Annotated in this window: 20 protein-coding genes; 7 read left to right on the forward strand and 13 right to left on the reverse strand. The window is 63.6% G+C overall.

The window, feature by feature from the left end; all coding sequences use genetic code 11:
• Window positions 1–207: 207 nt before the first annotated feature.
• The 4 genes from B9A97_RS16870 to B9A97_RS16890 form a co-directional block, all read right to left on the reverse strand.
• Window positions 208–1,185, reverse strand: coding sequence for an ABC transporter ATP-binding protein (locus B9A97_RS16870; protein WP_084366524.1), 978 nt, complete (start codon window positions 1,183–1,185; stop codon window positions 208–210).
• A 414-nt stretch (window positions 1,186–1,599) separates the two neighbouring features.
• Window positions 1,600–2,427, reverse strand: a complete 828-nt coding sequence (locus B9A97_RS16880) for an ABC transporter permease (protein WP_084366526.1) — start codon at window positions 2,425–2,427, stop codon at window positions 1,600–1,602.
• Window positions 2,424–3,374 (reverse strand): ABC transporter permease, encoded by a 951-nt coding sequence (locus tag B9A97_RS16885; RefSeq protein ID WP_084366527.1) that lies wholly within the window; start codon window positions 3,372–3,374, stop codon window positions 2,424–2,426. The genes B9A97_RS16880 and B9A97_RS16885 overlap by 4 nt, the downstream gene beginning before the upstream one ends.
• A gap of 382 nt (window positions 3,375–3,756) precedes the next feature.
• Window positions 3,757–5,286: an ABC transporter substrate-binding protein gene (locus B9A97_RS16890; RefSeq protein ID WP_084366528.1), complete on the reverse strand. Its 1,530-nt coding sequence runs from the start codon at window positions 5,284–5,286 to the stop codon at window positions 3,757–3,759.
• Between the two features lie 291 nt (window positions 5,287–5,577).
• Between B9A97_RS16890 and B9A97_RS16895 the strand changes: the two genes are divergently transcribed.
• A complete protein-coding gene (locus B9A97_RS16895; protein ID WP_084366529.1) occupies window positions 5,578–7,293 on the forward strand; it encodes a methyl-accepting chemotaxis protein in 1,716 nt (571 codons plus the stop codon).
• A 16-nt stretch (window positions 7,294–7,309) separates the two neighbouring features.
• Here B9A97_RS16895 and B9A97_RS16900 read toward each other — a convergent pair whose 3' ends face one another.
• From B9A97_RS16900 to fdxA, 3 genes are all read right to left on the reverse strand, one after another.
• On the reverse strand, window positions 7,310–7,582 hold the full coding sequence (locus B9A97_RS16900) for a DUF982 domain-containing protein (RefSeq protein ID WP_179145312.1): 273 nt from the start codon (window positions 7,580–7,582) through the stop codon (window positions 7,310–7,312).
• A gap of 61 nt (window positions 7,583–7,643) precedes the next feature.
• Window positions 7,644–8,030 carry a YbaN family protein gene (locus B9A97_RS16905; RefSeq protein WP_084366531.1) on the reverse strand — a complete coding sequence of 129 codons (387 nt, stop codon included), beginning with the start codon at window positions 8,028–8,030 and terminating at the stop codon, window positions 7,644–7,646.
• Between the two features lie 268 nt (window positions 8,031–8,298).
• Window positions 8,299–8,658 carry a ferredoxin gene (gene fdxA, locus B9A97_RS16910; protein WP_084366532.1) on the reverse strand — a complete coding sequence of 120 codons (360 nt, stop codon included), beginning with the start codon at window positions 8,656–8,658 and terminating at the stop codon, window positions 8,299–8,301.
• Window positions 8,659–8,943: 285 nt separating this feature from the next.
• Between fdxA and B9A97_RS16915 the strand changes: the two genes are divergently transcribed.
• Window positions 8,944–10,761, forward strand: a complete 1,818-nt coding sequence (locus B9A97_RS16915; protein WP_084366533.1) for a methyl-accepting chemotaxis protein — start codon at window positions 8,944–8,946, stop codon at window positions 10,759–10,761.
• Between the two features lie 86 nt (window positions 10,762–10,847).
• Here the strand turns inward: B9A97_RS16915 and B9A97_RS16920 are convergent, their stop codons facing one another.
• The 5 genes from B9A97_RS16920 to aroQ all read right to left on the reverse strand — a co-directional run bounded on the left by B9A97_RS16920 (window position 10,848) and on the right by aroQ (window position 14,472).
• Window positions 10,848–11,171, reverse strand: coding sequence for a DUF2934 domain-containing protein (locus tag B9A97_RS16920; protein ID WP_084366534.1), 324 nt, complete (start codon window positions 11,169–11,171; stop codon window positions 10,848–10,850).
• 67 nt (window positions 11,172–11,238) lie between these two features.
• Complete coding sequence (locus B9A97_RS16925) at window positions 11,239–12,171, reverse strand: AEC family transporter (protein ID WP_179145313.1); 933 nt, start codon at window positions 12,169–12,171, stop codon at window positions 11,239–11,241.
• A gap of 40 nt (window positions 12,172–12,211) precedes the next feature.
• Entirely contained in the window at window positions 12,212–12,976 is a 765-nt protein-coding gene (locus B9A97_RS16930) for an aldolase/citrate lyase family protein (protein WP_084366536.1), read from the reverse strand.
• 11 nt (window positions 12,977–12,987) lie between these two features.
• Entirely contained in the window at window positions 12,988–14,025 is a 1,038-nt protein-coding gene (locus B9A97_RS16935) for a Gfo/Idh/MocA family protein (RefSeq protein WP_244564264.1), read from the reverse strand.
• Between the two features lie 9 nt (window positions 14,026–14,034).
• The gene (gene aroQ / locus B9A97_RS16940) at window positions 14,035–14,472 is read right to left on the reverse strand and encodes a type II 3-dehydroquinate dehydratase (RefSeq protein WP_084366537.1); all 438 of its coding nucleotides are present in this window, start codon (window positions 14,470–14,472) and stop codon (window positions 14,035–14,037) included.
• Window positions 14,473–14,806: 334 nt separating this feature from the next.
• On the opposite strand from aroQ, the gene dctP reads away from it, so the two are divergent.
• From dctP to B9A97_RS16960, 4 genes are read left to right on the forward strand one after another with little or no spacing between them, the layout of a single operon-like run.
• Entirely contained in the window at window positions 14,807–15,802 is a 996-nt protein-coding gene (gene dctP / locus B9A97_RS16945) for a TRAP transporter substrate-binding protein DctP (protein WP_084366538.1), read from the forward strand.
• A gap of 12 nt (window positions 15,803–15,814) precedes the next feature.
• The gene (locus tag B9A97_RS16950; RefSeq protein ID WP_084366539.1) at window positions 15,815–16,336 is read left to right on the forward strand and encodes a TRAP transporter small permease; all 522 of its coding nucleotides are present in this window, start codon (window positions 15,815–15,817) and stop codon (window positions 16,334–16,336) included.
• A complete protein-coding gene (locus B9A97_RS16955; protein ID WP_084366540.1) occupies window positions 16,333–17,628 on the forward strand; it encodes a TRAP transporter large permease in 1,296 nt (431 codons plus the stop codon). Before B9A97_RS16950 ends, B9A97_RS16955 begins: the two co-directional genes overlap by 4 nt.
• A 2-nt stretch (window positions 17,629–17,630) precedes the next feature.
• Entirely contained in the window at window positions 17,631–18,479 is an 849-nt protein-coding gene (locus B9A97_RS16960; RefSeq protein WP_084366541.1) for a shikimate dehydrogenase family protein, read from the forward strand.
• A gap of 7 nt (window positions 18,480–18,486) precedes the next feature.
• Here B9A97_RS16960 and B9A97_RS16965 read toward each other — a convergent pair whose 3' ends face one another.
• On the reverse strand, window positions 18,487–19,182 hold the full coding sequence (locus tag B9A97_RS16965; protein ID WP_084366542.1) for a GntR family transcriptional regulator: 696 nt from the start codon (window positions 19,180–19,182) through the stop codon (window positions 18,487–18,489).
• Between the two features lie 104 nt (window positions 19,183–19,286).
• Between B9A97_RS16965 and B9A97_RS16970 the strand changes: the two genes are divergently transcribed.
• Entirely contained in the window at window positions 19,287–19,955 is a 669-nt protein-coding gene (locus B9A97_RS16970) for a GntR family transcriptional regulator (protein WP_084366543.1), read from the forward strand.
• Window positions 19,956–20,097: the final 142 nt, after the last annotated feature.

Here is a 20,097-nt window from a genome sequence, read left to right on the forward strand (position 1 = left end):
TCTCCCCCTCAAGGGGGGAGATCGACTCGCGGCACTGCCGCACACCATCACGGGCCTTTCGGCGTTTGATCAAAGGGCGAGCGGGTGCGGCAATCCGATCTCCCCCCTTGAGGGGGAGATGGTCGGCAGACCAGAGGGGGGTAGGGCTGAAAGCCCACATTGGCTGGCAACACCAGGACGGCACGATCGCCACAGGGAGCATCTCCATCACCGCCCCTCCCCCGCATGGATGCAGCGGACGCCGCGGCCGGAGGTGGTGATCGTCCAGCCGGGTTCGGCGGCGTGGCAGGCGGGTTCGCGGTCAGGACATCGGTCGGAAAACACGCAGCCTGGCGGCAAGGCGGTGAAGGCGGGCACGGTGCCGGGGATGGTGGGCAGGGGGAGGCGATCCCGGCGGCGGCGGGGGACAGCGGCGAGCAGCCCGGCGGTATAGGGGTTTGCGGGTGTGGTCAGCACCTCGCGGGTTGGTCCCTCCTCCATCCGCCGGCCGGCATAGAGCACGATCATGCGGTCACACATGCGGGCGATGATGCCGAGATCGTGGCTGACCAGCAACAGCGCCATGCCCTGCTCGCGCGTCAGATCGTCAAGGATATCCAGCACCTCCGCCTGCACCGTCACGTCGAGCGCCGTGGTCGGCTCGTCGGCGATCAGAAGCTGCGGCTTCGGCGCGATCGCCATGGCGATGCCGACGCGCTGGCGCTGGCCGCCGGAAAGCTCGTGCGGATAGCTCGTCGCCCGGCGGGCGGCGTCGGGAATGCGCACCTGGTCCATGAGGGAGACCGCCTCCCGCCGTGCCGCGCCCCAGGACAGGCCGCGATGCAGCACCAGCCCTTCGGCAATCTGGTCACCAACCGTCATGGATGGGTTGAGCGCGGTCATGGGTTCCTGGAAAATCATGCCGATCCTGGCGCCGCGGATCGCGCACAGGTCCGGCTCCCCGGTTTCCAGCAGGTCCTGGGCGTCGAACTGGATGCGGCCGGTCGCACGCGCCACAGGTGGCAGCAGGCCCATGACCGCGAGCGCCAGCAGCGTCTTGCCCGATCCGCTTTCGCCGACGACGCCAAGGGTTTCGCCGGCCTGAAGGTCGAGGGCGATATCGGTCAGGATCGCCAGCGGCGGCGCGCCCGCGCTTGCGATGGAGACGGTGAGATCGCGGATAGAGAGCAGCGGGGGGTTAGGCATTGATAACCCCGATCTTTTCGCAGGTCAGCGGGCTGATGCGATATCCGCCGGTTGGCCGTCTGGTGCCTGGCGCGGAGTGCGGTGAACCCCCCTCTGCCTTGCCAGGCATCTCCCCCTCAAGGGGGGAGATCGGATTGCTGCGCCCGCTCGCCCTTTGATCAAACGCCGCAACGCGAGTGATGGTGTGCGGCAGTGCCGCGGGTCGATCTCCCCCCTTGAGGGGGAGATGCCTGGCAAGGCAGAGGGGGGTATCCGCGTGAGACACTTGCCATGCGCGCCTCATCCCAGGTTCAACACGTTGCACTAGACTATAGGAAACTTTTCCCCGTGAACGGGGAGAAGGGAGATGGGACATGGACTCGCCTCCGCATCCCTTCGCCACAACCCCAGGCGAACGTGATTCAAAACCGCCAATCATCCCTGCCCCCTGTCGCGCGGGTCCAGGAGGTCGCGCAGGCCGTCGCCCAGCATGTTGAAACCCAGAACCGAAAGCGCGATGGCCGAGCCGGGCAGGATGGCGAGCCAGGGGGCCGGGCCGAGATAGGTCTGGGCCTCCGCCAGCATGCGGCCCCAGGTGGGCGCGGGCGGGGCGAGGCCGAGGCCGAGGAAGCTCAGGCCCGCTTCCGTCAGCATCGCCAGCCCGAGTTGGATCGTTGCCTGCACCACGATCTGGTTGGCGATGTTGGGCAGCACATGCTCCGTGGTGATCAGCATCGGCCCCTTGCCCGCTGCCCGGGCCGCCATGACGAAATCGCGCGACCAGACCTGCAGCGCCGCGCCCGCCGTGACGCGGGCAAAAACCGGCACCATGAAGACCGCAATCGCGATGATTGCCGTCAGCCGGCCGGTGCCCATCAGCGCGCCGAGCATCATGGCCGAGAGGATCGGCGGTACGGCAAAGATCACGTCATTGGCGCGCATGACGACGGCTTCCAGAAGCCCGCGACGGGCGGCGACCGTGACACCGAGCAGCGTGCCCAGCGCCCCGCCGAGCGCCACCGCCGAGAGCGCTGTTGATAGGGAGTTCCAGGCGCCGACCATCAGCATGGAGGCGACGTCGCGGCCGAAATGGTCGGTGCCGAGCAGCCCTTGTGTCAGCGGCGCTTTCAGCTTGTGGATGATCTGCATCTTTGCCGGCGGCAAGGGCGTCCAGACAAGCGAGATAAGCGCGACGGCCACGAGCGCGGCGATGATGGCGGCGCCCAGCAGGAAATTGTGCCGGAGCCGCGGGAGACGGGTCATTGCGCCCCTCCCCGCAGTCTTGGATCGAGCCAGAGATAGGCGAGATCGACGATGAAGTTGACGATGATGACGAGCGCGGCGAAGAAGAGAACGACATCCTGCAGCACGATGACATCGCGCTGGGCCAGGGATTGCAGCGCCAGCCGCCCGAGGCCGGGCAGGTTGAAGACGTTTTCGATCAGCACCGCGCCGGCAATCAGGAAGGTGAATTGCAACCCGATGATGGTGATGACAGGGACCAGCGCATTGGGCACGGCATGGCGCCACAGGGCGGCGCGCCGGGTCAGCCCCTTGGCCCGGGCGGTGCGCACGAAATCGTCGTTCAGCACCTCCAGCACGGAGGAGCGGGTGACACGGGTCAGCACACCCGCCTGCGGCAGGGCGAGCGCGATGGCGGGCATGAACAACGCCTCCAGCGCTGGCAGCACCCCCTGCTGCCAGCCGGGGAAACCGCCTGACGGCATCCAGCCCAGCGAGACCGAAAACACCAGCACCAGCAGCAAGCCGACCCAGAAGCCGGGCACGGCGATGAACAGTTGCGAGACCACGCCGCCCAGATAGTCCAAGGCGGAATGACGCCGCGCTGCCGACGTGACCCCGAGCGGGATGGCGATGGCAACGGACAGGATAATGGCCATGACGGCGAGCGGCAGCGTCACCTTCAGCCGCTCCAGGATCAGCCCGGCAACGGGCACGTCATATGTATAGGACCGCCCGAGGTCGCCGGTCAGGAGGCCGCCCAGCCATTGCAGGTAGCGGACGGGCAGCGGCTGGTCGAGCCCCAGTTCGCGGCGCAGAGCCTCCAGCGTATCGGCGCTGGCCGAGGTGCCCAGCATGATCGCCGCGGGATCTCCGGGCAGCACGTCCATGACAAGGAAGATCAGCGCCGAGACGAGCAGCAGGGTGAGGATGAGCGAGCCGATGCGGCGGGCGGCGAGGGTCAGCATGGGATGGTGTCAATTCGACGCGGCCAAAGGCGCTTACATGAAGAAAGACCCTCTCTGCCCTGCCGGGCATCTCCCCCACAAGGGGGGAGAAGACCTGGGGCCGATCGCTCGACTTCCATGACGGTTGCCATGGAGGCAGACCCAAACGGTCGGCTGATGCGAACGGAAGCGGACGGTGCCGCCGGTTCATCTCCGCCATGTGCAGGGAGATAAGCCGGAATCCGCCGCTCTATCTTCAAATCGAAGAAACCATCTTTGCGGCCAAGGTGTAATCGTCTGGCGATTGAACCGAGCGGTGTCCGCGAGTCTTCTCCCCCCTTGTGGGGGAGATGCCCGGCAGGGCAGAGAGGGTTTTTGATTGTTGACGCCCCCACGTCCCGCCTCACTCCTCCCAATAGACCTCTGCCAGCACATTCGACGGGATCGGTTCGTTTTCCCACAGCCCCTTGAGCTTCTTGTTCCAAACCCCGAGCTTGGGCATGACGAAGAGATAGAGGGCCGGCACGTCTTCGGCCAGGATCTTCTGCGCTTCGCCATAGAGCCGGTCCTGTTCGGCCGGGTCGGTGCTGGCCTCGACCTTGTCGAGGATCTCGTTGAAGGCCGGGTTGGTGTAGTTGAAGTAATAGGGGTCGCGGGCATAGATATCGATGTCCATCGGCTCGGCATGAGCGACGATGGTCATGTCGTAATCTCGGCCCTTGAACACATCCTGCACCCATTTCGCCGGAAACTCCGTCGGCTCGATGGTCATGGTGACGCCGATCTCGGCGAACATGGCCTGCATGACCTCCGCCGAGCGCGGGGCATAGGCCATTTGCGGCGTCTTGATGGTGAAGGAAAAGCCGTTGGGATAGCCGGCCTCGGCCAGCAACGCCTTGGCCTTTTCCGGATCGTAGGGATGGACCCCCGTCAGATCGAGATAGCCGCGGTCGTTGGGCGTGTAGTGGCTGCCGATCGGTGTGCCGAGGCCAGACCAGGCACCGTCCACCACCGTCTGGCGGTCGATTGCCATCATCAGCGCCTGGCGCACGCGCTTGTCGTCGAAGGGCTTGCGGGCATTGTTCATGCCGGCCACGACCTTCAGCTCGGTATTGCCGATGACGGTGGTGAGCTTCGGATCGTCCTTGAAGCTTTCCATCAGCTCCGGCGCGCCGAATTCCGGGAAGGCATCGACATCGCCCGATTTCAGTGCCGCCGCCTGGGCCTGCGGATCGGATATGAAACGGAACGTCACCTTGTCCAGCTTCACCGCGACCTGGTCGTTCCAGTAGTCGGGATTGGCTGTTAGTTCCACCTTGTCGCCCTTGGCCCAGCTGACGAATTTGAACGGGCCGGTGCCGATGGGGTTGGACTTGGCGTCTGCAGCACTTTTCGTACCAACAATGGAAGAAGAGGGCCAGGCGAGCCAGTAGAGCAGGCTTCCAGCCGGCTCCTTCAGCTTCAGCACCAGGGTCGTGGCATCAGGCGTTTCGATCGTATCGATGGCGGCGAAGAAGCGCTTTTGCGGATTGACGCTGTCTGCGCCGCGCGCGCGCTCCAGCGAGGCCTTGGCGACCGAGGCATCGAAGACCTCGCCATCGTGGAATTTCACTCCTTCGGCGAGCTTGAAGGTATAGGTCAGGCCATCAGGCGCAATCTGCCAGCTGCGGGCAAGCTGCGGCTGGATCTTGCCGTCGCGGTCCACGGTCACCAGCCCCTCGAAAATGTTCTGCCAGGTGACCTGGCCGATGGCGACGGGAGCGGCCACCGTCGGGTCAAGGCCGGCAGGCTCGATGCCCATGCCGAGCGTCAATTCCTTGTCCGCGGCAAGAGAGGTGCCGCCAAGCGACAGGCCAGCCAGGGCCGTGGCAGTCATGGCAAAGGCAAGGCGGCGGATCGCGCGGGGCAATGACGCAGGCATGTCGGTGATCATTTCTTTCCCCTGTTTTGCGGGAGGCTTGTTGCGGCACTTTGGCCGATGTCGCGGTGCGAAATAGTGGCATCTCAGAGCCTGCGGCACAATGGCGGATTTTGGCCCGGCGGTACGCTCACGGATATGGCAAGGGGTTGTGTTCGGCTGACACCGATTATCGGAACCGAGCCGGCATGCGGTGATCTCCGCATGCTTCCTAATGTGTGTGGTTAAGGCGCTAAGTTAATAAGTTTATTAATAATAGTGTGTATATAAGTTGACACTCACATAAAGGTTCCGGAGCCTAGTCGCATGTCCCTTCTTTCCCCCTTCAGCTCCAACGCATCGGCCATTCTGGAGGCGATCCACCGCTCTCAGGCGGTGATCGAATTCGATCTCTCCGGCAAGATCCTCGCCGCCAATAAGAACTTCTGCGATGCGATGGGCTACAAGCCGGAAGAGATCGTCGGCCGCCACCACAGCATGTTCGTGGAAAAGGATTACGCGACCTCATCCGCCTATCGCGACTTCTGGTCGCGGCTCGGCAGCGGCAAGTTCGAGCAGGCGCAATACAAGCGCGTGGCCAAGGGCGGTCGCGAGGTCTGGATCCAGGCATCCTACAACCCGATCATGAAGGGCGGCAAGGCGGTGAAGGTCATCAAGTTCGCGACTGATATCACTGCGTCGAAGTTGGAAAGCCTTGACAGCAAGGGCAAGCTGGAAGCGCTGTCGCGGGCGCAGGCCATCATCGAGTTTACCCCCGATGGCAAGATCCTGACCGCCAACAAGAATTTTCTCTCCGTCATGGGCTACGACCTCGGCGAACTCACCGGGCGCCACCACTCGATGTTCTGCGAGCCTGATTATGCGCGCTCTCCCGCCTATCGGCAGTTCTGGGAAGGTCTCGCTGCCGGCAAGCCGGCCAGCAGCCAGTTCACCCGCCTGGCCAAGGATGGCAGCAAGGTGTTCATCGAGGCCTCGTACAATCCGATCCTGGATGACGACGGCAAGGTGCTGAAGGTGGTGAAGTTTGCCATAGACGTTTCCGGCCGCGTGCGCGCGGTCGAGGAATTGGCGGCCGGCCTGGAGCGCCTTGCCGATTGCAATATCCGCATGACGCTCGACAAGCCGTTCACGCCGGAATTCGAGCATCTGCGGCACAATTTCAACACCTCCATCGGCCGGTTCCAGGAGACGCTCGCGGAAGTGTTGACGGAGACGACAGAGCTTTCCAGCGAGGGGCAATCGATCCGCGACGCCGCCGGAAATCTAGCCCAGCGCACCGAGCAGCAGGCCACGGCGCTGGAGCAGACCTCGGCAGCCCTGGCGCAGATCACCGCGACCGTGAAGGATTCGAGCCTCCGCACGCGGGAGACCCGTGCCTTGGTGCAGGATGCGCGCAAGGCCGCCTCCCAGTCGGTGAGCGTGGTTGACGAGACGGTCGCCGCGATCGGGCGGATCGAGAATGCCTCGGCTGAAATCGGCAAGATCATCGATGTGATCGACCAGATCGCGTTCCAGACCAACCTTCTCGCCCTCAATGCCGGGGTCGAGGCCGCGCGCGCCGGCGAGGCGGGCAAGGGCTTTGCCGTGGTGGCGCAGGAGGTGCGGGAACTGGCGCAACGCTCCGCCCAGGCCGCGCGCGAAATCGCCGGCCTGATTGCCAATTCCACCCGCGAGGTGGAAGAAGGCGTGCGGCTGGTGAGTGACACCGGTGAAGCGCTGCGGCGGATCGAGGAGTTCGTGGACTCCATCAACCTGAACATCGAGGCGATCGCGACATCGGCCAACGAGCAATCCACCAATCTCGGAGAGATCAATGCATCGATCGGCGAACTGGACAAGATGACCCAGCAGAATGCCGCGATGGTCAACAACACCACGAAGATCAGCGAGGGATTGGCGGAGGGGGCCTCGCGGCTGGAGGCGCTCGTCAACCGGTTCAAGCTCAACCGGCGCTCGGCCATTCGCGAGCCGGGTTCCGCGGCGGCGGCCGCAGGTCCTGCCTACGGTCGACGCGCCGCCTGACGCTGGTCAGTAGAGGCTAGGCCCGGCCCTCGGCAGGGCCTGGCAGCAAGGACATGCCGGCGGCCTGGGCCGCCCGCATGAAGGCGCGGCGCGCTAGGCCGGTCAACTGGCCGGCTTCCAGCGCCCGTGCGCACCACATCATGGCGCGATGGCGCGCCTCGCAGCGGCGTGTGGGCCATTCATATTCCAGGAAATCCAGTGCGTCATAAGGATGCTTGAAGCTGCGGCTCAAGCCGCTCGGCATGACGATATGGACGGGTTGGTGCCAAAAGCGCTCTTTACTCGACATAATCATCTCCCTGTGGCCGCAGATAACGGGGCGCGGGGAGGATGGTTCCGTAAAATCTGATCTATTTTTCGGTCGGCGGGGTGCCGCCGGGCGCCGGTTCCGACCGCGTCAGCACGAAGACGGCGCAGCACAGCAGGATGATGCCGATGGCGATCCGGAGCGCCAGGCTTTGAGGACCGGCGAACCAGACGATGCCATAGCTCGCCGTCATCAACGAAATCGAGGCGATCTTCGCCTTGCGCGCAATCGCCCCCTCCCGCCGCCAATCCGTCAGCGGCTTTCCGTACCGGGGATGGTCGATCAGCCATTGTTCGAAGCGCGGCGATGTGCGGGCAAACAGTGCCGCCGCCAGGATCATGAAGGGCGTGGTGGGCAGCACCGGCAGGAAGATGCCGATGATGCCAAGCCCGACGGCAAGCCAGGCAATGAGGAGGAGCAGGATGCGCATCGGTCTTGGTCCAGGGACGGCCAGCGACGGGTTCGTCGCGGCAATGCCTTCCTCATATAGACAAGTTTTATCCCGCGCAAAGGGTGAGGTGCGAAACGGCCCACGGGCCGTGGCTTTGCAAAGACACGGCCGATGGGTGGAAAACACCAGTAAATAAGGCCGGAACGTATTAAAGCGTCGGAATGTAAAAATTATTCCCGTCTAACAATATTTCCGAATCTATATTTTGGAAATACTAGAAAATCAGGGCGCGCGATCTCGTTCGCGCCTACCGGACTGCGTCACAACGCTGTTCGACCCTGTCGCGGGGCGGAAAGGCTGCGATGACGGGATGGTCGAGCGGGCTGGCGCGGCCTTTTTCCCAGCCGCCGGGTGCGCCCCAGCCGGTGACCTCGGCGCCGAAAAAATCGCGGTTTGCGGTGATATAGACCTGCTTTTCCGGCGGCACATCCTCGTCCCACAGGATTGCATCGACAGGACAGACCGAGAGGCACAGGCCGCAATTGATGCATTCGTCGGGGTGGATATAGAAGGACCGTCCGCCCTCGTAGATGCAGTCCACCGGGCATGCCGTGGTGCAATCGCCATCCTTCACGTCGATGCACGGATCGGTAATCACATAGGCCATGGGACGATCTCCGCGGGTCGGCAGGATGGGCTTATCCGTTATCCCAGATCGATGCGTTGCGCAGAAGTGCCGATTTTCGGTGTTTTCGTTGCCGGTTCGGCAACGCGGGCCTTTGCCAAGTCTTGCGTCAATAGCTCGTGAATTCGCAATTGCTTATACACGCGAAAATCAGTCGTATACTCTGCGTTTGAGCCGAGAAAGGCGACTTACTACGCATTTAGCTAAATTTAATCTATTTCAATCAGACTTTCCTGATATCAGTCAATTTTAGGGGGTTCTGGCGGTATGAAGACGATGAAAATATCCTTCAGGCTGTATATGCTGGTGGCCTTGTCGCTGGCGATTTTCTCCGCCGCGCTGGTCTATGCCTTGTATCACGGTCAAAATGCGCTGGTTGCCGAGCGCAAGGCCAAGCTCAGTGCCATGGACGAGAGCATGATCACCTTGTTCAAGTTCTATCATGGCCTGGAGACCTCGGGTGCCATCACCCGGGAGGAGGCCCAGACCCGCGCCAAGGATGCGGTGCGGGCGCTGCGGTATGAAGATAGCGGCTACTTCTGGATCAATGACATGAAGGCCAATATCGTCATGCATCCGATCAAGCCGGCGCTTGATGGCACGGATCAGTCGAAGATGGCCGATCCCACGGGCAAGTTCATTTTCCAGGAATTCGTCAAGGCTGTCCAGAACAGCCCGACCCGCCAGGGCTATGTCGATTATCTCTGGCCGAAGCCTGGCTTTGAAGAGCCGGTGCTGAAATATTCCCACGTCGCCGGTTTCGAGCCCTGGGGCTGGATCGTCGGCACGGGCGTCTATGCTGACGACTTGGCAGCCCTGTTCCGCCGCAACGCGATCGAGACGGCCGGTATTCTCGGCGTCGGCGGTCTCGCCATCGTGCTCGTTGCCTTCGCCATCGTGCGCAGCGTTGTCGGCCCGATCGGCCGTCTGCAGGTGGTCATGACGGCTATCTCGGAAGAAGACGTGTCGCAGGAGGTGCCGGAAACCGGCCGCGGCGACGAGATCGGCCAGATGGCCAAGGTGGTTGCGGTGCTGCGTGATTCCGTTCGGGAGCGCATGGAGTTGCGCGGCCGCGACGTGGAGCAGCAGCAGCGGATCAATGAGACCCGCGACCAGAACGAACGCCAGGCCCAGGCCATTGCCAAGGTGCAGGCCGATGCCATGCATACCGTTGGTTCGGCGCTGGAGCGTCTCGCCAATGGCGACCTGACGGCAACGATTGGCGAGATCCCTGCCGAATATGCCAAGCTGCGCACCGACTTCAACCGCGCGGTCGAGGCCTTGAACGACGTCATCTCGTCCATCGCGCAGTCCACAGAGATCGTGCATGGCAGCGCTGGCGGCATTGCCGAAGCGGCCAACAATCTGTCCCATCGCACGGAGCAGCAGGCGGCCTCGCTGGAGGAAACCGCAGCCGCCCTCGACGAGATCACCGCAACGGTTCGCTCCTCTTCCGAGCGCGCGGCTGAAGCGAGCCGCATGGTCAGCGAGACCAAGCAGAGCACCGGCAAGTCTGGCTCCATCGTTCGCGATGCCGTCTCGGCGATGAGCCGGATCGAGGATGCGTCCAACCGCATCGGCCAGATCATCGGCGTGATCGACGAGATCGCCTTCCAGACCAACCTGCTTGCGCTCAATGCCGGTGTCGAGGCAGCCCGTGCCGGCGAGGCAGGCCGCGGCTTTGCCGTCGTGGCGCAGGAAGTCCGTGAACTGGCGCAGCGCTCTGCCAATGCGGCCAAGGAAATCAAGAGCCTGATCAGCAATTCTGCCCATGAGGTGGAAACCGGCGTGGCGCTGGTGCGCTCCACGGGTGATGCGCTGACGGAAATCGAGGCCCTGGTCAACAAGGTCAACGATCAGGTGAACTCGATTGCGACCGCTGCCAAGGAGCAGGCCGTGGGCCTGGCCGAAGTCAACACCGCCGTCAACACCATGGACCAGATGACCCAGCAGAACGCGGCCATGGTGGAAGAGACCTCCGCCGCCAGCCAGACGCTGACGCTGGAAAGCAACCAGTTGAAGGCACTGCTGCAGAACTTCCGGCTGGCCGGCCGCCACGAGACCACCCACCGCCGCGCCGCCTGAGGACGTCTGTCCAGATATCGGCAATGAAAAAAGGAGAGGCCTGCCCGGGCCTCTCCTTCTGTCTTTCTCGGCGAACGTTCGTGTGTTTAAGCCAGCTTGCGCCGCTTGTCCGTGGCGCGGACGCTGCTGCCCTGGGCGGCGGGAGCAGCCGAGGCCCCAGCCAGGGGTGCGGCGTGCAGGCTGTCCGGCACGACGGGTGCGGCGGGGTCGCTCTGCTTCGGTGTGGTCTCGGCCATCGTCTGGCCGGCATTCACATTGCCGGCCTCCGCAGCCATGATGTCGCCGGTCTCGGCGCGGACTTCCTCCACAGCTCTCAGCCAGTGGTGGAAATCGTTTCCTTCGGGGCGGCCTTCCTGTTCCCAGATCGCATAGGCCCGTTCGCGAATTCGCTCATCCAGTTCTCTGTCCATGGCGCTCTCCTTGCCCTTTGGTCGCTATGACGCACAACTGTAACGCTCACGGATTGTTCCCGACGAATCAGGAAAAGCCGATCAGGAACAGGATAGCGGAAACGGTGAAGAACGAGAGTGCCGTCGTGAGAATAAGCGCGGAAGCTGCAAGGCTTTCCTCGCCCCAGCGCAGGCCAAACAGGGCATAGATGCTCATCATCGGCACCGATGCGATCAGCACGCCGCTGATCAGCAGGTCCTGAGGCAGCGTGCCGACCGATACAAGGCATGCGAGTACGCTCAGCGGATGGGCGATGAGCTTGCCGCCGACGATCCAGCCGATCGACCCGCGCGGCGGCGAGATCGTCAGCGCGGCGACGGCCCCACCCACCGCAAGCAGCGCCACGGGTGCCGATACCGGCGCCAGCATCGACAGCGTGCGCTCCAGCGCGGTTGGCAAGGCAAGGCCCGACAGCGAGAAGGCGACGGCCGCCAGCACCGAGAGCAGCAGCGGATTGCGCGCCATGCCCATCAGCGTCTGGCGCAGGGCGGCCAGGCTCAAGCCCTTGCCGGCGGCACTATCGGCAATGGTGACGGCAAGCGGCATCATCACGATGTTTTCGACCAGCATCGCCATGGTGAAGGCCTGCAGCGCGGCATCCCCGACCACGAGGGCCGCCACCGGAAAGCCCATGAAGGCACTGTTGGAACAGCACATGCCCATCGCTTCCAGCACGGCGGTCTGGCGCGGCCGCTTCAGCACCTTCAGCGAAAAGGCGAGGCCGATGGCAAAGACGATGAGGGATCCGGCGAGATAGCCCAACACGAAATCCCAGCGCAGGATTTCGGTGATCGGGTTGCGCGCGATGTTGACGAAAATGGTGGCGGGCATGCAGACCCGCATGACGACGCGTCCCAGCGACCTTATCTCGCCGGCCTCGACATAGCCGGTCCGCGTCGCCAGAAACCCGGTCGCGATGATCAGGTAGATCGGCAGGGTGACGGACAGCACCTCGATCATTGGAGGCGCCGTCCCGCGACTGGCCGAGCAGGCTCTTTCGTCATGCTTTCCATGATTTCGCCAGCGCGCGGGCGCCGCGCAGCAGGATGGCGCTATCGACATCGACAGCGGTGAAGGTGGTGCCGGCTGCCACGGCCTCCTTCAGGAACTCCTGGTCGAGCGAGAGGATGCCCGCTGGCTTGCCGGCCGCGACAATGCGCCTGATGGCCTGGAGGATTGCGGCCTTGACCTCGGGATGGCCGGGATTGCCGGGGAAACCCATGATGGCGGCAAGGTCGGCAGGGCCGATGAAGATGCCGTCCACGCCATCGACGGCGGCAATCGCTTCGATATTGCCCAGCGCCTCGGCGGTTTCGACCTGCAGCAACAGGCAGATTTCCTCGCTCGCCCGCGTCGCATAGTTCTCGATCAAGCCGTAGCGCGTCGCCCTGGTAATGCCGGCCAGGCCGCGCATGCCCTGGGGTGCGTAGCGCACGGCTGAGACGGCGCGCGCCGCCTCCTCGGCATTTTGCACGTAGGGAATGAGCAGGGTCTGGGCGCCGATGTCGAGCAGGCGTTTGATCTCGACCGCATCGTTCCAGCCGGGCCGCACGGCCGCATGGGTGAGATAGGGGGCTGCCGCCTGCAGCATGGCCTGCACCGTAGTCATCTCCACGGCGGTGTGCTCGGTGTCGATCAGCATCCAGTCGAAGCCGCAGCCTGCGAGTGCTTCGGCATGGCCGGAGCCGGGGATGGTGCACCAGATGCCAATCTGCTGCTGTCCGGCAGCGATTGCCGCCTTGAAGGGGTTCCTGATCAGGTCCATGCCGTCTCCTGCTAGAGTGTCTCGATGGTGATGCGCTGGCGGTCTCGAGCGGAGGCCTTCACCGCCTCGATCACCTGCAATGTTCGCGTTCCCTCGCGCCCTGATACGAGCGGCGGCTCTTGCGCCTGGATGACGCGGGCGAAATGTTCTGCCTGCAGCACCAGCGGATCGCCTGATGGGCGCGGCGCTGTCGTGGCCGATAGCGGCTCCCACCAGCTGCGCTTGCCCTCATGCCGCCAGAGCCGCACGCGCGGCAGTTCCAACGCGCCTTCCGTGCCGCCGATCACGTAGCAGGCCTGGTCCGTCTGGGGATAGGCCGGGTTTTCGCCCGAGGTCAGCTCCCAGCTCCAGGGGGCGGGAATGCAATCGGCGACATTCATCGTTCCGAGCGCACCGTTTTCGAATTCGAGAATGATGACACAGGCATCCTCGACCGCATTGCCGCGGACGGCCCGGCTTTCCACTGCCTGCACCGCGGCGACCTCGCCAACCAGATGGCGCATGAGGTCGATATCGTGGATAAGGTTGACGAGGACGGGGCCGGCGCCCGGCTGCCGGCGCCAGGCCACGTCGAAATAGTCGTCCGGCTTTGCCAGCCAGAACATGCCGTTGACGGAGACGGGCCGGCCGATCCGGCCCTCCGTGACAAGCGATTTCGCCGCCGCGATCAGCGGGTTGTAGCGGCGGTGATGGCCGGTCAGCAGCGGCACGCCGGCCGCCTCCGCCGCCTGCAGCAGCACCATCGCTTCCTCGACGCTGGTCGCAAACGGCTTTTCCACCAGGACGGGCAGGCCCTGCGCCACGCAGGCAAGCCCGCCTTCCACATGGATCTGGTTGGGCGTCGCCAGGATCACGCCATCGACAGTGTCAGGCGGCATGTCCGCCACGCTGGCGAACCAGGGCAGGCCGAGCGACTGTGCCCTGTCCTTCGCTGCCGGTGCCGGATCGATGACGGCGGCAAGCCTTGCTCCCCTTGCCTGCCCCAGCGCCTCCATGTGGCGCAGGCCGATCAGGCCCGCGCCGACCACCGCGATGCGCGTCTCCTCCACAGCATCGCCTTACTTGTTGAGGAGCGTCGCAAGCCGCCGCACGGCCGCCTGATAGCCCTCTGTGCCGAGGCCGGCGATCACGCCTTCCGCGCGGGCGGAGACGAAGGAATGGTGGCGGAATTCCTCGCGCTTGTGGATGTTGGAGATATGCACCTCGATCACGGGTCCGTCGAAGGCGTTGAGCGCATCGAGGATGGCAACTGACGTGTGGGAATAGGCGCCGGGATTGATGATGATGCCGGCGGCCTCGGTGCGGGCGGTGTGGATCTGCTCGACAATCACGCCCTCGTGGTTGGACTGGAACAGCTCGACCGACAGGCCCAGCGTTTCGCCAAGCTTGGCGCAATCGGCGGCGACATCGGCCAGCGTCTCGCGGCCGTAGATTTCCGGCTGGCGCTGGCCAAGCAGATTGAGGTTCGGGCCGTTCAGGATGTGGATCTTTTTCATGATGCCTCTATCGGTCGAAGGTGTGCGATGCCGCCGGGACGACCGGGTCCTTAGCGGCGGCAAGATAGGCTTGTAACACCGGTTTGCACCGGCGGACGACAGTTGATGAATGGGCGACCGCATCATCCTCCCGAACGGCCTTCAGAGCGAAGATAGCCGAGGCCGGCGCCGATGCAAAGAAAAAATCGATTATCCACCGCATCCGCAGATAGACAAAAACTGTCGATTATTTGCGATCCATAAGGTGGACGGTAGACACATGGTGTATTTCCTGCCAGTGTCCGTCAACGGCTCCGGGAGGGAGCACGTCTGCCAAGGACCAGGAGGAGAAACCATGTCATCGACCATTACCCGCCGCACGCTGCTGGCCGCAACGGCCGCCGCCACGCTGCTCACCGCAGGCTTTGCCCAGGCGCAGGACAAGATCCGTCTGCGCATGTCCACCGTCGCCACCGAAACGGACCAGCGCACCGTGGCGCTGAAGGAAGTCTTTGGCCCCGGCGTTGCCGATTTTGCCTCGTATGAGCCGCATTACAACGGCACGCTGTTCAAGCAGGCGACGGAACTGGAAGCCATTTCGCGCGGCAACCTGGAAATGGCCATCACCTCGGCCCAGGAAGTCGCGACCTTCTTCCCGGAATTCTCGGTCTTCACCGCCGGCTACCTGCATCGTGACGCAGCCCATCAGGTGGCCGTGTTCAATTCGCCGCTGATGCAGCCCTTCAAGGACAAGATCGAGTCCGAAATGGGCGTCAAGCTGCTGACGGTCATGTATCTCGGCCGTCGCCACGTGAACCTGCGCACCGAGCAGGAAGTGAAGACGCCCGCCGATCTCGCCGGCGTGAAGCTGCGCATGCCCGGCACCGATGCCTGGCAGTTCCTCGGCAATGCGTTGGGCGCCAGCGCCGTGCCGGTGGCCTTCGGCGAAATCTATACCGCCCTGCAGAGTGGCGCGATCGACGGCCAGGACAACCCGCTTCCGACCGTGCGCGACAGCAAGTTCTACGAAGTGACCAAGCAGATCGTGCTGACCTCGCATCTCGTCGACCTGAATTACCTGGCGCTGTCCAAGAAGGTCTGGGACGCCATGACGCCGGAGCAGCAGGCCGCCACCCAGAAGGCCGCCGATGCCGCAGCAGAAGCTGCGCGCACCAAGCAGTTGAAGCTTGAGGACGAACTGGTGGCCTTCATGAAGGAAAAGGGCCTGAAGGTCTATGAACCCGACATCAACGCCTTCCGCACGCATGTGCAGGCGGCCTACCTGAAGTCCGACTATGCCAAGGCATGGCCCGAAGGCATCGTCGATGCCATCAACGCCGCCGGCAAGTAAGGCTTAAATCCCATGCAGCGCCTCCTGGAAAGGCTGCGGCAAGGGGCTGATGGCGTGGCGGCGGCGATGCTCGCCGCCATGTTCATCCTGTTCCTCGTCCAGATCGTCAGCCGCTATATCCTGAACCTGTCGCTCGGCTGGACCATTGAGGCATGCCTGACCCTGTGGCTGTGGATCGTCTTCTGGGGCTGCGCCTTCTGCCTGCGGCCATCGGACCACATCCGGTTCGACATACTCTATCTTTCGGTCAACCGGCCGACGCAGCGGATTTTCTCCGCTGTGGCGGCGCTCGCCATCGTCATAGCCTTTGTCGTGTCCTTCCTGCCGACCTATGACTATGTCGAATTCTACAAGATCAAGAAAAGTGCGACGCTGCGCATGCCGCTGAGCTATGTCTTCAGCATCTATATGGTTTTCATGGTGATGATCATCCTGCGCTATGGCTGGATGCTGGTCGATTTCGTCAGGGGCAAGGAAGATATCGAAGGGCAGATCACCTCCTATGATGTGATCGATACGGAGACCGGTCGATGAGCTTCGAATTCACGCTGTGCCTCGTCACGCTGTTCGTTGCGGCGGCCATCGGCATGCCCATCGCCTTTGCCATGATCGTCTCGGCGATCGTCTATCTGTTCGCCTCCGGCCAGGACCTGGCGCTTGCGGCCGAGCAACTGATCCAGAGCGTCTATGACAGCTTCGTGCTGCTCGCCGTGCCGCTGTTCATCGTGGCGGCCAACATCATGAATGTCGGCGAGATCAGCGACCGGCTTCTCGCCTTCTGCAAGGCGCTGGTCGGTCGCTTCAAGGGCGGCATGGCGCAGGTCGATATCCTGGTCAGCCTTATCTTTTCCGGCATGTCCGGCTCGGCCGTTGCCGATGCCGCCGGCGTCGGCAAGATCACCATCCGCATGATGCTGAAGACCGGCCACTACACGCCGGGATTTGCCGGCGCCGTGGTCGCCGCGTCCGCCACCATCGGGCCGATCATCCCGCCGTCCATTCCGCTCGTTCTCTATGCGCTCGTCTCCGATGCCTCGATCGGCTACCTCTTCCTCGGCGGCGTCGTCCCTGGCCTGTTGATGACGGCCGTGCTGATGATCATGAACTCGGTGATCGCCAATCGCCGCCATATCCCAGCGGAAGAGGCGGTGCCGCTGCGCGAACTCCCGCGGATAACCTTCCGGGCGCTGCCGGCGCTGATGATGCCCGTCATCCTGCTCGCCGGCATCTATGGTGGTGCCACCACGCCGACCGAAGCCGCGGCCGTCGCTGCCTTCTATGCGCTGCTGGTCTCCGGCCTGCTTTACCGTTCGCTGAGCCTTCGCTCGCTCTACAACGTGTTTCTCGACTCCTCCAGGTCATCTGCTTCGGTGGGCCTGGTCATCGGCTCGGCGCTGATCTTCAACTACATCGTGGCCGCGGAAAACATTCCGGCCGCGCTGTCGAACCTGCTGGCGACCCTGGAACTCTCCCGCTGGCAGTTCCTGATCTTCGTCAACGTGCTGTTCCTGCTGCTGGGCTGCGTGCTGGATGCCACGACGATCATCCTGGTCATCATCCCGCTGTTCCTGCCGACGGTGAAGGCGCTTGGCATTGACCCCATCCATTTTGGCGTCGTCGCGGTCGTCAACTGCATGATCGGCCTGATCACGCCGCCCTATGGCATGCTGCTGTTTGTCATCAACGGCACCACGGGGATTGCGATCAAGGACATCGTGCGGGAGGGCTTCCCGTTCCTGATCGCCCTGCTGATCGCACTTGCTCTGCTGACTGCGTTTCCGGAGCTGGTGCTGGCCCTGCCCCGTCTCCTGGGTTACGAGGGCTGACCGTGGCAAACAATGGCAAGACGCTGCGCCTCGGCTTGATCGGCGGCAATATCCTGGCGACCCGCTCGCCATCCCTGCATATCGTCTGCGGCCTGTCGGTCGGGCTCAACACGACCTATGACCTGCTGGTGCCGGCGGAGTTTGGGCTGGGCTTCGCCGACATGGTCGCCCACTGTCGCAAGTCCGGCTTCGACGGCGTCAACGTCACCTATCCGCACAAGGAAGAGGCGGTGCTGGCGGCTGAACCCGGCGACCCTGCCGTCGCGGCCATGGGCTCGTCCAACACGCTGCGCCTGCAGGCAGACACCCCGCAAGCCTTCAACACCGACCATAGCGGCTTCGTCGCCGCCTACCGCGAGCGCTGGGGCGATAGCTCACCCGGCCGGGTGCTGGTGATTGGTACCGGCGGCGTGGGCCGTGCCGTGGTGTTCGGGCTTGCGACGCTCGGCGCATCGGAGGTGCTTCTGTACGACACCGACGCGACCAAGGCGGCAGCACTGAGGACCGCCGTCAGTGCCTATCACGGCATGCCGGTGCGAGAGATCGACGAAACCATGCTGCGCGATCTTGCCGGTGTCGATGGAGTGATCAACTGCACCCCGCTCGGCATGATCGGCCGGGCGGGATCGCCGTTGCCGGCCGGTGTTCGCGGTCGCCCGCGCTGGGCCTTCGATGCCGTCTATACGCCGGAACACACCGAGTTTCGCGGCCAGGTGGAAGCGCTCGGCGCCGACTTCCTGTCAGGCTACGAGCTTTATTTCCACCAGGGCATCCACGCTTTCGAGATCTTCTCGGGTCGCAAGGTGGAGGACCAGGCCTGGGTGCGCCGGGTGCTGAACCACAAGGGCTAGCACGGGATCAAGCCGGCGCCTTGTGGCCGGCGGCATGGGCGGCGAGCGCATGGGCGACGCCGTGGTCGATATGGGTGGCGAGCAGCGACTGGGCGAGATCGACATCGCGGGCAAGGGCGGCATCCAGAAGCGCCTTGTGTTCCGCGGCGGCGACGGCGCCACGAAAAGTGAGATAGACCATCTGGTAGCGGAGGTATTTGTCGAACACCACCTGATGCACGGCCATGACCTCGGCGGAACGGCAGGCCTTGATCATGGTCTGGTGGAAGCCGAAATCGTAGCGCTTCCATTCGCTGCGATCACAGGCCTCGCCTGCTATCATGCGCTGTTCGATGCGGCTGAGCTTGTGATGGGCGGCCACGAGGTCGCTTTCCCAGGCGACGTCGCCTGACCGCAGGGACTTCGCCAGCGCGTCGAGTTCGATCAGCTTGCGCAGGGCGGCGAGCTCCTGGAGGTTTTCTGCGGAGATCGGCGCCACGGCAAAGCCGCGCTGGTCCTCGCTGACGACAAGGCCTTCCGAGGTCAGCCGGTTGAGCACTTCGCGCAGGGTGGGAACCGATGCGCCATAGGTTTCCTTCAGGTCTTCGAGCCTGAGCCGCTGGCCGGGGGGCAGCTTGCCGAAAATGACATCGCCGCGCAGCCTGAGATAGGTCTGTTGGAAAAGGGACGTGGTCAAGACATCCTCCGCAGGCGCCCGGATCATGTGTTGTCACAGCTGTTTGTCGCCGGATCGCCTTTTCTCAATACATCATCTATGATCGTCGAAATATACGGTATAATCGAAATCATCGTTTTTTGCAGGGACCCATGGTCGACGCACCGCGCAAGGAAACCATATCGAGCCGCATCTCCGGCATGCTGCGCGAGCAGATCCTGAAGGGCGAACTCGCGCCGGGATCAAAGGTCAATCTCGACCGGTTGCGCGAGCAGCACGACGTGTCGATCAGCCCGCTGCGCGAAGCGGTGTCGCGGCTGGTGGCGGATGGACTGGTGGAATTCGAAGACCAGCGCGGCTATCGCGTTGTGCCGGTCTCCCAGGAAAACCTGGCGGAGGTGATCCTGCTCCGGTCGGAACTGGAGGTGATGGCGCTGCGGCAGAGCATCGCCCATGGCGATCTCGAATGGGAGAGCAACGTGATCCGCGCGCTGCATCGGCTGACCCATACCAGCCGTGGCACCGACGGCGTGGATGCGTGGGAGGCGGCCCATACGGCGTTTCACACGGCGCTGGTCGGCGGCTGCGGCATGCCGCTGCTCATTACCTTCTGCACCATGCTGAACAACATGACCGACCGCTACCGCCGCCTGCTGCCACCGCCTGATGTCGCCGAGCGCGATGTCACGGCCGAACACGAGGCGATCGCCATGGCCGCCACCGCCCGCGATGCGGACGAAGCCTGCGACGCCCTGAAGCGCCACATAAGGAAAACCGGAGAGGACTTGGCTGCAAGGTTTGCGGCGGGGCGTCACGAATGAAACTGTCCGATTTTGCGGACATATAGCTGGTGAATCTGGCGCTGATCCTATCCAGGCCTGACTGTCAATCGCCCACATGTATCACCCAAGACTATCGCATACAGGACACCCCTGGTGGTTCTGGGCCCCCTCTTATTCCCCC

Origin of the sequence: Rhizobium sp. RU36D, assembly GCF_900176345.1 — a bacterium.
In the GTDB taxonomy this organism is placed as follows: Bacteria; Pseudomonadota; Alphaproteobacteria; order Rhizobiales; family Rhizobiaceae; genus Allorhizobium.